The organism is Bariatricus sp. TF06-38A (genome assembly GCF_027690675.1).
Taxonomy (GTDB): Bacteria; Bacillota; Clostridia; order Lachnospirales; family Lachnospiraceae; genus Allocoprococcus; species Allocoprococcus comes.
In genome coordinates, this window is the sequence record NZ_JAQFCE010000001.1 from 61,037 (window position 1) to 75,121 (window position 14,085).

Consider the following 14,085-nt stretch of genomic DNA (forward strand, 5'->3'; position numbering starts at 1 on the left):
CCTTACGCGTTCTTTTCCATGATGCGGTCATGGAAAGCATCAATGTCTGCCAGATACTGGTCAAGAAGCTGAAGATTGTCATTTGGAACATCGTATTTGATCGCAATGACACGTTCAAAAATATTTTCCTCCTTGAGGACAGACATTGGCATATTCATGGCTACCAGTTCGCGGCAGCGTTTGTATAAATATAAAATGATTTCCATCATTTTGTACTGCTTCTGCAGAGAGACACAGGTATCATCCTTGTGGAATGCATTCTGCTGCAAAAATCCGAGACGGATGACTCTTGCGATTTCCAGAACCAGTTTCTGATCGTCCGGAAGTACATCACTTCCGATCAGCTTTACGATTTCCATCAGGCTGCTCTCCTGGTTCAGAAGTGCCATGATGCGGTTGCGGTAGTCAACGAATTTGGGTGATACATTGTCGTGGTACCAGGCGGCGAGATCGGTCAGATACTCGCTGTAGCTGGTCAGCCAGTGGATCGCCGGAAAATGTCTTGCGTAGGCAAGGCTCTTGTCCAGGCCCCAGAAGCAGCGGACGAAACGTTTTGTGTTCTGTGTGACCGGCTCGGAAAAATCGCCTCCCTGAGGCGATACGGCGCCGATAATGGTCACGGATCCGTCACTGCCATTTAAGTTATGCATCATGCCTGCGCGCTCGTAGAAAGCAGACAGACGGCTGGCAAGGTAAGCCGGGAAACCTTCTTCTGCCGGCATCTCTTCCAGACGGCCGGAAAGCTCACGTAAGGCTTCCGCCCAGCGGGAAGTAGAGTCTGCCATGATCGCTACGTCATAGCCCATGTCACGGTAATATTCAGCCAGGGTAAGCCCGGTATAAATACTTGCTTCACGGGCAGCTACCGGCATGTTGGAGGTATTGGCAATCAGAGTGGTTCTGTCCATCAGCGGATTGCCGCTCTTTGGGTCCACAAGCTCTGAAAACTCTTCCAGCACCTGTGTCATTTCATTTCCACGCTCGCCGCAGCCAATATAGATGATAATATCGGCATCAGACCATTTGGCGATCTGGTGCTGGGTCATGGTTTTTCCGGTACCGAATCCGCCTGGGATTGCGGCAGTTCCACCCTTTGCGATCGGGAACATGGTATCCAGGATCCGCTGTCCGGTGATCAGAGGGACACTTGCCGGGAAACGGTAGCTTGTCGGGCGCGCCTTACGGATCGGCCAGTGCTGTATCATGTTGAGCTGTTTTTCTGTTCCGTCGGAAAGCCGCAGAGTGACAAGTGTATCTTCAATCCGGTATTCTCCGTCCGACGCGCAGCAGATTACTTCACCTTCCACATCCGGCGGAACCATACATTTGTGTACGATCGCACTGGTCTCCGGAACCTCTGCTATAATATCTCCGCCATGAAGGTAATCTCCTTTGGCCACGGTGATGTGGGTATCCCATAATTTGTCGCGGTCAAGCGAATCAACGCTGACGCCGCGGGTGATAAATGCACCGCCGCCCACATTTGCGATCTGCTCAAGCGGGCGTTCGATTCCGTCAAAAATATTGTTCAGGATTCCGGGTGCCAGAGTTACAGATACCGGACTTCTGGAAGCCTCTACGATTTCTCCCGGTTTCAGCCCGGAAGTCTCTTCATAGACCTGAACAGTCGTGATGTCTTTGTCCAGGGAAATGACTTCGCCAACCAGCTTTTCCTTTCCCACATAGACCATTTCCGACATCATGAATCCGGTGTCACCCTTCAGATAGATGACCGGACCGTTTATTCCATAAATAGTTGCTGTCTTATTCAATTCCTGCACCTCCTGCTGCAAAACTGAACTGATGATATTCATAATCGACTGCCGCCTGGAAGCTGTGATCGATCAGAATATTACGGCCTCGGATTACAGCACGCATACCGCCCATAAAATCATATTCACTGATGGTGATCGTCATGCCGGTACGTTTTTCCAGTTCTGTCTGTTTCTCCTTATCAGAAGGAGAAATATAAATGGTCATCTCCTCGCCATCTGCAAAGCGTGCGGCTTCGCGGATTTTGCTGCAGAGATAGTCCAGATATTCGTCTGTTTTTGTAAAGTCAGAAAGAAGCTCCTTTACTTCATCAAACAGCCTGACTTTTAATTCATTCTGTGTTTGGCCAAGAGCACGTTTCAGTTCGGTTTCGGCTTTTGCCGCAGCTTGATTTACCTGCCTTCTGGCTCTTAAGGTCTCGGATTTGATACGGACCTCAGACTGTGCGGTCGCTTCTTTTTTATGCTTTTCAAATAAAGATTCAAGCGCTTTTTTGTGATTGTCAATGATCGCATTCCCTTCAGAACGGGCTTCAGTCATGACCGTTTCCTGTAAATGCGCTATTTTCTCTTCAAGCGTCATTGTCTCACCTTCTATGCCTTTCTAGTTAAAGTTTCAGTCCAATCGCTTCATTGACGTATGAGGTAATGAAATCCTTTTTACGTCCTGTTCCGTGTCTGTCCGGAATTTCGATCAGAAGAGGCATCTTTCTTTTTAACTTGATCTCATCGATGAGATCCGGAAATTCTCTTCCAAAGCGTTCCGTCAGAAGAATGATACCGATCGACTTGTCGTTCATGGCAGTTTCCAGCGCATCACGCAGCTCCTGCTTTTCATGAACTACGACACCGTCCACGCCGGCAAGCCGCATTCCGGTATAAGTATCCACGTTGTCACTGATCAGATACATTTTCATGATTACAGTCTGCTGATGATCATGAAGGAGATGATAAGACCGTACAGGCATACACCTTCTGCAAGACCTACGAAGATAAGGGATTTACCAAGGACGCTGGAATCCTCGCTGATAGCTCCAAGAGCTGCGCTTGCTGCACTTGCTACGGCAATACCGCCACCGATGCAGGAAAGACCGGTAACAAGAGCTGCTGCAATGTAACCAAGACCGGTTGCAAGGCCTGCGCCTGAGGCAGCGGCATCTGCCGCATGTACCGGTACACTTCCAAAGAGCATGATCCCTGCTACAAGGAAGGTTCCAAAGTAAGAAAGAACATTGAAGGCAAGTGCACATTTATAACGTCCTTTATTTTTTTCTCCGAGCAGGTAATATCCGAATGGAATGAAAATGCTTAAAACCAGTGCGGCAATGAGAATAAGTTTAGTTGCTAAAGTCATGATAATTTCCTCCTAAAATGAAAAACTAATTTTTTGCAGTACCTGTATAAGGTTTAAATTCGCGGCCGCTGCCTTTGTAGAAGCGGCTGAACATCTCGTAATAGACAAGTCTCAGGACCTGGATTCCAACAATCAGTCCTTCGAATCCACATACAAACAGGTTGCCGAGTACGATCACTACCCAGTTAATATGCCCGCTTTCGGCACCGGCAAGCATCAGTACAACCTCCATGATGGAAGCGTGGCTGACTGCGAATGCACCGATACGGATAAAGGAAAGCGTATTTGAAAAATAGCTGAGCAGGGTTTCAAATAATTCAAAGAATGCCTGGGTGACAAACATTGCTTTGCTTTGTTCCATTTTTTCGGTTTTCTTTTTGATCTTGTTCGTCAGCGGCTCCTTCAGTGCGATCAGAAGAAGCGGTACTCCGAACATCACTGCAAGAACGATTCCACCCGGCAGAGAGTGACCTGTCATGAAAAGAACGATGCAGGTAACTGCTGCCCCGTAGAATATCAGCCCTGCCACGCCGTTTGCATCAAACCAGGTTGCTTCGGTATCTTTGGCACGGATGCCGTTGATAATATGGAAGATCATAGAAATCAGGATGATTCCCATACCAAAAGCAATCGATACGATAAATACGGTATTCAGCTTTCCGATAAACGGTAAGGTGGTCATATGATTGATCGGTCGGATCCATTTGGCTTCTATAATGTCTTCAAATCCAAACACACTTCCAAACATAAATCCAAAGAAGGTGGAGAAGATTCCGGCAAGTGATACGATTCCGGCAAGGTTCATTTTCTTTGTGAAATACAGGATCGCACCGCCGATAAAGAGCAGCAGCCCCTGACCGACATCCCCGAACATGGCGCCGAAGATAAAGCTGTACATGATACCTACAAAAATGGTCGGATCCATCTCACCGCTCTTGGGAAGTCCGTACATCTTGATGAACATTTCAAATGGTTTGAAAAGCTTTGGATTCTCAAGCTTGGTAGGAGGTTCTCCAAAATACTGTTCCCGGTCCTCTTCTACTACGATATAAACCTTGTCATCTCCCTGTGCCTCTTTGATAAATGCATTTGCATCTTCTTCGGACATCCAGCCGCAGAGGATGTAGTATTCTTCCTGCTCGTCTGTCTCGGTTCGTGCCGCAAATTTCCGGATATCAAAGTTATCGGAAAAACGTTCCAGCTGAATTCTTGCACCGAGTAGTCTGGAAGCGTTCTTGCGGAACATCTCCTGACGTTTATCCTTCACTGCCTGGATTTCATCGGTCAGATTCTGGATTTCTTTATCCAGGCTCCGGTAAGCTTCCAGCGGGGTTCCGCCAAAGTCTTCCAGCAGATCGACTTTTTCAAAGTGGAGAGACCGCATGATCGAATCGACCTTTCCTGCATCAGCATCCGATACAAAATAAACGCCATAGACATAAGAGGCATCTCTGGAGCCTTCCAGAAATAATGCATCAATGTCTTCAAGAAGCGCTTTTTCCAGCCGGTGATAATAATCCACATTGATTTTTCCAAATCTTGTGCGGATGTATTTGTACTGCATGATCTCATGCAGGTCAAAATCCAGAGAAGTAAAAGGTTCCAGGACTTTCATACGTGCCTGGATATGCTCTCTCTTTTTTTTCAGTTCTTCTTTTTGCTGCTGCAGATCCATGTAGTCATGATTGATAGAACGAATCATCTCAAGGATCTCGTCTTCGCTCTGATCAAAGGATGGCTCTGCTGGCATGTCTTTCATATATCCCAGAAACTGTGTCACTTTTGCGAGTGGATCACGGTAAGGGTTCATTTCCAGAAATGGCATCAGATTATCTACTGTCTTGAGCTCCGTGAGTGCATTTTCAAGCTGCATCTCATATTTGGAAAGATACCGGTTTGTCATGCGGTCGATGTCGGCGCGTGGTCCGGTAATGCTCAGGAACTTCATCTTAACAATCATTTCGCTGTTCCTCCTATATAAGTTAATGTCTCACGTGCAGGAAGTCCGTAGCGAACACATTCGAGCACAGTTGTAAGCTTATCAAGCTCCTCCTCTTTCAGAAAAAGATAGGTATTCACGGTTGCGATGGAATAAGGGTTACTTCTTCTGTCTGCCAGGTAGAGACGGTACAGGCAGTCTTTGTAAATCGTCTCGATGGACGCTGGTGTCTGAGTATCGGTGTGATGCAGATAAGGCGTTCTGGTAACCAGCTTTAAAAATTCATCGACAGACGGTGCTTCTACAAGATCCTTCAGCTGATCTACATGAATCCGGTAGTGTATCGGGATCAGCAGTGTGGAAATATCCGGCGGAAGCATGTTGTAATATTTTTTTGCACGGTAGATCCACTGCAGGTTCAGCAGGTCGATCTTTGCTCCGGCATCTCTGGTGAAAATTTCCAGTTCCTTATGCTTCAGAATCTTTTTGCGTTTCTTCCACATGGTTGTAAAATAGTACAGATTCAGTGCCAGATCGTAATCAAAAAGAGTAGGGTTCTCCGCATTTTCCAGACGTTTTAACGGCGCATAGTATTCTGTGCCCTTTAAATTTTCCACCAGCTCACCGATATTCCCCGAAGTGATCAGTTTATCGATGGAGAGATCCGAATATTTGTCGAAGAATATTTTCTTATGATCCAGATCAAAAGGCTTTTCATAATGATTAAATACGATACGCAGGCAGTAATTGATCAGATTCATCTCGTAGCGCTTCAGATAAAGCTCCAGGAATTTTTTCTGATCCATTCCGGAAAAACGGTACAGGCGTGTATAATCACTGTAAAGTGACTGCACAAGAAGCTTCTCAATCTCACCGCGGTGAAGACGGTTTTCGTCCATATCTGCAAGGACATTCCGATATCCGGGATGTTCTTTGAGATAAGCAGCAACTTCGGTTACTGTATGAAATGCGGCGATATTCCGGAAATCTTCATCAGTGAGCAGTTTCGCCTGCATGGCGCGTACTTTTGTTACGATGCCACTGTATGCAAGTAAATTTCCCATATGCTATCCCTCTATGATACGTCTGACAATTTTCTCGGCATATGCCGTATGCTTCTCTTCAAAATCTTTTTTAAGTTCTTCGATCGCTGTCTGGTTCTTACGGTTCTGCCTTGCAAGAATCTCATCCATCTGACGATTTAATCCTTTGTGGATATCGTTCAGCTCCTTTTGGGTGTGATCTTCAAGTTGTTTGTCGAACTGATTGCGTTCATTTTGAATGCGTTCTTCCAGTTCTGATTTTTCCAGTTCCGCGTGTTCCACAACAGCTTCGGCTGCGTGTTCGATTTCGGAGAGCTTTTTAACAATATGATCCATTGTCCGACTCCTTTCTTAGAAATAATTTATACATTTTTAATAATGCATACATATTCTACTACTTTAAATTGGAAAAATCTACTAAAAAATAAGAGAATATCATAAGAATATTTTATACAAAACTTATAAAATATATTTTTGGGTTTTCAAATATTTCAGAATAGTATAAAATAAATAAGGTTATACATATTTTCACTAAAGGAAGAGAAAGATATATGAGGTTAAGAAATGTACCGGGAGCAGATGCTTATCTGACAGCTCATCCCCTTGTAATTAAAAATGAGACCAGATATCGCGGCACCTGGAAAGAGACTTTTCAGAATCCGGAGAATCCGATCCATATTGAGATCGGGATGGGAAAAGGACAGTTTCTTCTGACGCTTGCAAAGGAGAATCCATCCATCAACTATATCGGTATCGAACGTTATTCAAGCGTACTGCTTCGGGCGCTGGAACGCTTTGACAATGACGAGGAATACAAGGATGTCAACAATATTCGTTTTATCTGTATGGATGCGACAAATCTGCCGGAGGTTTTTGCTGTCGGAGAGATTGACAAGATTTATCTGAATTTTTCAGATCCGTGGCCGAAAGCACGTCATGCAAAGCGCAGACTTACTTCCAAGCAGTTTTTTGAGCGGTATGACAAGATCCTTGCTTTTGACGGAGTCGTTGAATTTAAGACAGACAACAGAGAGCTGTTTGACTTTTCACTGGAGCAGGTGGAGTTGGCAGGCTGGGTACTTCTGGCGAAGACCTATGATCTTCACAATGATCCGACACTCAGCAGAGGGAATGTTATGACTGAGTACGAGGAGAAATTTTCCGGGCAGGGACATCCGATCCATAAACTGATCGCAATGCGCCAGTAAGACAATTGAATAAAATGCAACAGGCAGATCATAAAGGCGCTGAGTGCGTAAGATGATTCCTGGCAATATAAGAGACAGCAGATACGGAGCAATCCGCACATCGGCTGTCTTTTTGCATATATTGTAGAAAGAGGAAGTCAGGAAGGAACAGATATGCGGAAAAAGCATCATTTTCAGAATTGTATGCGGGGGTTTTGCTATAAGAATCCAAGATTTAATAAAAAGCTGATATGTTTCAGAAATTCTTTTCAGGAAGTCTATAAAATCTTAAACCCGAAATGCGGATGCCACTAAATCCAGTCCTTTTTACATAGCCTGAGATGGCAGAAATGAGGAAAGTGTATGGGTATCGCATTGATCACGAAGGATTATGAAAATACAGTCGGAAAGCAGAGGATGCCGGTAATTGTGGAGTTTTACGCATCATGGTGTCCAAAGTGCGGAATGATGTATCCTGTTGTGGAAAGGATTGCCAGCCGGTATCAGGGAAAATGGATTTTTTATAAGATTGATATTGATATATCGAAAGAGCTTGCAGAGTATATAGGCATTGAGATTGTACCGACGTTTGTGGTGTACAGAGATGGAAAAATCTGTGGATATACAACCGGAGTTCTTCCAGAAGAAACTCTGGAAGAACGAATCCGGGAAATGTTAAGAAAATAATTGGTGGAATCAATTATTCGTATGATGAATATTTTGCGCAGATTGCATTGACTTGCTATGTTAAAATTCGAATACAGCAACACCGTATGGCGGAAGATCATAACCAAATGAATATGGTCTTCCATCACATTCCTGTTTCTTTGCTTTATATACTGCCGGGCGGGCTTTTCCGCTTCCGCCATACTGCAATTCATCACTGTTCAGTACCAGGCGGTACTGTTTGCCGCGCGGTACGCCGACACGGTACTCCGGTCGTTCGATCGGTGTGAAGTTACATACGAATAAAAGGTTCTTTTTTGCGCCCTTTGAATGACGGATGAAGCTGTAAATACTTCGTGAGCTGTCATCTGCATTGACCCACTCAAAGCCTTCCATGCAGGTATCCTGTTCATACATGGCTTTGTTGTGTGTGTAAAGATGCAGCAGGTCACGGTAAAAATTCTGGAGTGCCTGATGCTCCGGCTCGGCAAGGAGATACCAGTCAAGCTCACGCGCCTCGCTCCACTCGCGGAGCTGTCCGAAATCCTGTCCCATGAAGAGAAGTTTCTTTCCAGGATGTCCCATCATGAAAGCATAACCGACCTTCAGGTTGGCGAATTTCTCAAATCCAAGACCAGGCATCTTATTGAGCATAGAGCATTTTAGATGTACTACTTCATCATGTGATAATACAAGAATATAATTCTCGCTGTATGCATAGGTTAAGGCAAATGTCATACCGTAGTGGTCGCCTTTGCGGAAATATGGATCCAGCTTCATGTATTCGGTAAAGTCATGCATCCATCCCATGTTCCACTTCAGGCTGAATCCAAGACCATCATCTTCCGGTTTGCCTGTTACTTTTGGCCATGCGGTGGATTCTTCTGCGATCATCAGTGCGCCAGGGTTACGTCCGGTAGTAACGGAATTCAGATGCTTGAAAAATTCGATTGCTTCCAGATTCTCATTGCTGCCGTATTTGTTGGCGATCCACTGACCGTCTTCTTTACCGTAATCAAGATACAGCATGGAAGCAACAGCATCTACGCGGAGACCATCGATGTGATAATGTTCGATCCAGAACAGTGCGTTGGCGATCAGGAAGTTCTTAACTTCTGCTTTACCATAATCGAAGATCTTGGTTCCCCAGTCCGGATGTTCCCCTTTCTTAGGATCTGCATATTCAAAGGTAGCTGTGCCGTCAAAGTCAGCGAGTCCGTGTGCATCGCGTGGAAAATGTGCCGGTACCCAGTCAAGGATTACGCCAATCTTATTCTTATGGAAGTAATTGATCATATATGCGAAATCTTCCGGCGTACCATAACGGGAGGTCGGAGCATAATATCCGGTCACCTGATATCCCCAGGAGCCGTCAAATGGGTATTCTGAAATTCCCATCAGTTCGATATGAGTATACCCCATCTTTTTTATGTAGTCTGTAGCTGCATGCGCAAATTCACGGTAGCTGTAGAACCCATCATCTTCACGTCCCGGATGGCGCATCCAGGAACCGATATGTGCTTCATAAATGGAAATCGGTGAGGAATGGAAATCCCATTCTGCCCGGTGCTTCATCCAGACACTGTCACTCCATTTTAAATGGGAGATATCAGCAATCCTTGAGGCAGTTCCCGGTCTCAACTCTGCACTGTTCGCAAATGGATCAGCTTTGTAAAGCTTATCTCCGGTCTGTGTCTCGATACAGTACTTGTAAAGCTGTCCGAGCTGTGCTTCCGGAACAAATGCGGTATAGATTCCAAGTGGTTCCTGACGCTTCATAACGTTTGCATCTTCACTCCAGCCGTTGAATTCACCGACTACGGCAACTGATCTGGCGTGTGGAGCCCATACTGCGAAATATACGCCGGTTTTTTTTCCATCTTTTACAAAATGTGCACCCATTTTTTTATAGATTTCATAATGGGTTCCCTGTCCGAATAAATATTGATCTAATTCGCCGATTCTATAATCAGCGGGTTTATCTGTTGTTACAGTTTTTACAGACTTTTTAGCTGTAGACTTTTTAGCAGCAGTTTTAGCAGCTGCCGGTTTTTTTACAGTAGATTTTTTTACGGCCGTCTTGCGGGTCGTGTTGGTCTGTTGTGCTGTTGTTTTTTTTACTGCCATCCCATTCACCTTCTATCAAAGATATTTAGGAATATTATACTAGAAATAGCGATAAAAAGAAAGAGTTTTGGACAACTTATACATTTCTTATGTAAGATGTCTAAAACTCTTTGTTTATAGTTATCGGTTTTGTCTGCATATATAAAAGAACGCGCCGGAAGCGCGTTCTTTGTAGAAATCTTATGCTTTAAAATCTTCTTCTTTCAGGATGATGTGGTCTGAATTATCAGTGCTTCTTCCAAATACCCGTTTCACAAGATGTTTTACATTTGCTTTCTGGGAATGTGAAATTGCTTCATCCATGATCTCTTTTACTTCTGCAACAGTAACCGCATGATCTTCTCTCTGCATCATATCAATCCGGCTGTATAATGCAAGGATTCCCATTTCATCGATACGGTATCCGTTTTCCTTAGCATAGGTCTGACCGAATGTAACCAGTTCATCATTGATGAATACCGGAAGCTCCAGTCTGGAAGTAAATTTACGTTTGAATTCGCGATGGGATGCAAACATTCTTTCCAGCGGTTTCTTCTGGTCTTCCAGAAGGAAGAGAAGTTCGCCGGTCTGTTCATCCATCATGTCATTCAGTTCACGGATGGTTCTGTCATTCATCTTGGAAGCTTTTTCGATGATCAGTGCGCCACCGTTCAGTTTATCGATGATACTTCCGATGTCCTTTTTGTTCAGAGAATCACCGGTTACGATTGCAACTTTACCCTGTTTGAGTCTGCGCTGTTTCTGGATTGCTTTTACAATATCAACTGCGAGGACTGTTTTTCCGCTTCCCTTGCGGCCAAGGATCAGGATGTTGCCTGTGCGGGAAGTTCCATAACGGTTACGGCAACGTTTGTCGTTATCAAGGATTTCTACAAGCTGTTCACTGACACCACGGATCGGTACAAAGTAAGAGAACAGCTGCTTCTGCTCTTCAGTAAGTCCAAGCTTCAGTCCGATCTCACTTGTTGCACTCAGATCGTAACGACCCTGTACAACGAATCCGGTATCGAATTTACCCATGCGTTCGGTGATTTCATCTTCTGACGGTTCTTCGATTTCAAGAACTTCGTCAATATCAGGAGTTGGCGCTGATTTTGAAGTTTCTTTCTCTGGCTCAGGAGCCGGTTTCTCGTCAAATTCAAGATCAAGATAATCATCACTGCTATCTAATTCTTCTTCATCTTCAAAGGAATCAAGGTCTGCAAAATCACCATCATCTTCGTCAGAATCATGATCATTGATATCGAGAGTAGATTCTTTTTCAAAATCAAAATCCTCTTTATGATCTTCATCTAATTCATCATCGATCTGGTAGTCATCTTCGTCTTCATCCTCGTATTCTTCCTCATCGTCATACTCGGAATCATCTTCATCCTCGTATTCCTCGTCATCGTCATACTCGGAATCATCTTCATCCTCGTATTCCTCGTCGTCATCATACTCGGAATCATCCTCATCTTCGTATTCTTCCTCGTCATCATACTCGGAATCGTCTTCATCCTCGTATTCCTCGTCGTCGTCATACTCGGAATCATCCTCATCCTCGTATTCAGCTTCTTCATCGTAAACCGCATCCGATTCATCATCTTCTTCGGAGTCAACGATTTCTTCAAAATCATTTTCTTCCGGAGCTTCCTCGTCAGTGTCTGAAGCTTCTTTGGATGAATCTTCCGGGCTTTCAGTCGCTTCATCCTCTTCATCATCAACGAAATCTTCAGCATCTTCATCGGTTATTTCAGGCTCTTCACCATTTTCAAGCTGTTCCATCAGTTTGCGGATATCATCAGAAAGGATTGGTTTTGTAGCTCCAAGAACTTCCTCTTCTTCTTCTTTCTTCTTCTCGCGCAGGGCTTTTTCTTTCTCAGCTTCCTCCTGGCTCTTTTCAAGAATCTTTGCATTTTCACGCTGAGTTGCTTCCCAGTTGGCAAGAATTTCTTCAATCTTCATCTTACCGGTCATCTGTGAATCGTCTGAAGCAGATTCAGGAGCAACTGCACCACTTGCAACGGCAACACCGGCTTTCAGGGCATCTGAAAGGGAAGCACCGGAAATGGTTGTGGAAATATCGGAAGTGCTTCGAATCCGGGTTTTTGGCTGTGACTCAGCTTCTGGTTCGGAAGCATGTGTCCGGGCCATTGGTTCTGGAAGATCCGGAAGATCAATACTGTCTGTGACATGTACATCTTTGCAGACCTTGTCTGCAATTCGTGGATTCGGTGCCGGACGTTCTTTGGATTTTCGGAAGGAAGGTTTTCTCTTGGAAGAATCCTTACGGTCGATACCATCATTTCGATGATCGTATTTTTCCTGCTGAAGTGGAGTCAGCGGTTTGTATTTCATTTTAAGTTCCATTGCCTGGTATACATAAGTACCTTCGCTGAACCAGAGAATCAGATCATCACATTCATCAAGACATTCGGAAGTCATACCAGCTTCAGCGTATAATCTGGCAAGTTCATATGCCCATTTTTCAACGTATTCAGAATGCTTGAAATCTTCAAGAGCTTCAATCTGTTCTTTGACTGGCGCTTTCTGTGCTTTTAAGATCTTATACCGGAGAATGTACTGGTTTGGATCTTTCGGAGCAAGCTTGACAAATTCTTCGTAGCAATCAGCTGCTTCATCGAAATGTCCCAGCTTCAGAGAAATAATTCCCAGGCGGTATACAACCTTTCTGCTGGAAGGTGCTTTATCATACGCAATAAATAAGGTATCACGTGCTTTACCAAGTTCCCCCGCATTTTCATAGATTTCGCTTACGGTAGAGAGCATGGCGGTATTTTTTACTTTACGCCAGTCGATCGTATCTGCAATCGACATCGCTTTCTGGTAAGACTTCTGTTCGGCATACGCAAGCATCTGCTCTGTCTTTGCGCGATATTCATATTTATCCAACGTTTCTCACCTCATATGATTATTATTAATTATTTTACTTTTCCTCAGTAAGTCTGACTTTTGTACCAGAAACGGAAAACAAAAGTCTTATAATTTTACTTACTAAGTGTATCATAGAGCGTTGTCAATGTCAAAAATTACGGCTGATATTTTTCAGAAATGTTAAAAAAATATTACAAAAAATTCACAAATTGGGAGCTGGTAACAGAAAAAAAGGAGACAGCCATCTTTTGAATGGCTGTCTCGGAATATTCAATTGTAATTTTTATTTTTATATCGGAGGAATTAAGTAATTCTTATTCCTGTAAGTTCTTTGAGCATTTCATATGATATTCAGATTTTATAAAATTTATAAAAATGAAATCATATGAATCGATTTTGATCAATTCTGATCGTTCGTTATTTTATATAATCAGGTAATCCAATTTTGGTATTTATCAGCTTTCTCGTCACTGTTAAATTTACTTATCAATGAATGTTTCTTTACACATTTTCTGATCTTGAATTACTGTGGTATTTACTTCAATATGTCAACAAATGCTGAATCTTTTTATATCTTATAATCGCTTCCGGTTTATCTACTACTCCGACCTTTTTATCATTAACTTTTCTCTTACCGGATTATAATCTATGGTTAAGGCTCATCTCACAGGAATTTACATTTGCCATACCATTAACATATTGAGTTTTAGATGATGAAATATCCAACGGTCAAAGCCTCCTTCCTTTCGTTCTCGTTCCAAAATTTTATCCGGATATTCTTTTTCTCTTATACTTTTTTCTGTTCAGAAGTCAGATATCAATTTTCTCTTATTATTATAAATTATCAATTTTAAAAATTGTTCTCTACACACTCCGCTTACAAAACGCTCATAACCAAAATGTATAGTTGCTTTTTAAAAACTTTCTAACCTTCAAATAACAATTATTCTTGTTACCCTTTTCTGATCTGGTTCTTCATCTTATACTCTTGGCGAGTATATATGAAACTATGTAACAGATTAAAAAAATATCTTTTTGAAATTCCCTTTCTCGTCAGGAACTTCTTTTCTTTTGGATTGATTTAATAATAACACTCAAATACTTATTTGTCAATATAATT

11 protein-coding genes are annotated in these 14,085 nt (G+C 43.3%); 2 read left to right on the forward strand and 9 right to left on the reverse strand.

Features of this window, described 5'->3' with window-relative positions:
• Window positions 1-2 precede the first annotated feature (2 nt).
• The 7 genes from PG418_RS00265 to PG418_RS00295 are packed head-to-tail and all read right to left on the reverse strand — an operon-like array spanning window position 3 to window position 6,444.
• Window positions 3-1,814, reverse strand: a complete 1,812-nt coding sequence (locus PG418_RS00265; RefSeq protein WP_498836905.1) for a V-type ATP synthase subunit A — start codon at window positions 1,812-1,814, stop codon at window positions 3-5.
• Window positions 1,765-2,355, reverse strand: a complete 591-nt coding sequence (locus tag PG418_RS00270; RefSeq protein WP_008371117.1) for a V-type ATP synthase subunit E — start codon at window positions 2,353-2,355, stop codon at window positions 1,765-1,767. Before PG418_RS00270 ends, PG418_RS00265 begins: the two co-directional genes overlap by 50 nt.
• A 25-nt stretch (window positions 2,356-2,380) precedes the next feature.
• The gene (locus PG418_RS00275) at window positions 2,381-2,689 is read right to left on the reverse strand and encodes a V-type ATP synthase subunit F (RefSeq protein WP_008371119.1); all 309 of its coding nucleotides are present in this window, start codon (window positions 2,687-2,689) and stop codon (window positions 2,381-2,383) included.
• Between the two features lie 2 nt (window positions 2,690-2,691).
• Entirely contained in the window at window positions 2,692-3,126 is a 435-nt protein-coding gene (locus tag PG418_RS00280) for an ATP synthase subunit C (protein ID WP_008371120.1), read from the reverse strand.
• A 25-nt stretch (window positions 3,127-3,151) separates the two neighbouring features.
• Window positions 3,152-5,086, reverse strand: a complete 1,935-nt coding sequence (locus PG418_RS00285; protein WP_498836906.1) for a V-type ATP synthase subunit I — start codon at window positions 5,084-5,086, stop codon at window positions 3,152-3,154.
• Window positions 5,083-6,129, reverse strand: a complete 1,047-nt coding sequence (locus PG418_RS00290) for a V0D/AC39 family V-type ATPase subunit (RefSeq protein WP_498836907.1) — start codon at window positions 6,127-6,129, stop codon at window positions 5,083-5,085. Before PG418_RS00290 ends, PG418_RS00285 begins: the two co-directional genes overlap by 4 nt.
• Window positions 6,130-6,132: 3 nt before the next feature.
• A complete protein-coding gene (locus tag PG418_RS00295) occupies window positions 6,133-6,444 on the reverse strand; it encodes a hypothetical protein (protein ID WP_008371126.1) in 312 nt (103 codons plus the stop codon).
• A 215-nt stretch (window positions 6,445-6,659) separates the two neighbouring features.
• Between PG418_RS00295 and trmB the strand changes: the two genes are divergently transcribed.
• Window positions 6,660-7,316: a tRNA (guanosine(46)-N7)-methyltransferase TrmB gene (gene trmB, locus PG418_RS00300; protein ID WP_008371128.1), complete on the forward strand. Its 657-nt coding sequence runs from the start codon at window positions 6,660-6,662 to the stop codon at window positions 7,314-7,316.
• A 342-nt stretch (window positions 7,317-7,658) separates the two neighbouring features.
• Window positions 7,659-7,982, forward strand: a complete 324-nt coding sequence (locus tag PG418_RS00305; RefSeq protein WP_055248763.1) for a thioredoxin family protein — start codon at window positions 7,659-7,661, stop codon at window positions 7,980-7,982.
• Between the two features lie 60 nt (window positions 7,983-8,042).
• On the opposite strand, the gene glgB is transcribed toward PG418_RS00305, so the two are convergent.
• Both glgB and PG418_RS00315 read right to left on the reverse strand, forming a co-directional pair.
• The gene (gene glgB, locus PG418_RS00310) at window positions 8,043-10,088 is read right to left on the reverse strand and encodes a 1,4-alpha-glucan branching protein GlgB (RefSeq protein WP_227084805.1); all 2,046 of its coding nucleotides are present in this window, start codon (window positions 10,086-10,088) and stop codon (window positions 8,043-8,045) included.
• A gap of 180 nt (window positions 10,089-10,268) precedes the next feature.
• Window positions 10,269-12,983 carry a tetratricopeptide repeat protein gene (locus tag PG418_RS00315; protein ID WP_498836908.1) on the reverse strand — a complete coding sequence of 905 codons (2,715 nt, stop codon included), beginning with the start codon at window positions 12,981-12,983 and terminating at the stop codon, window positions 10,269-10,271.
• Between the last annotated feature and the right edge of the window lie 1,102 nt (window positions 12,984-14,085).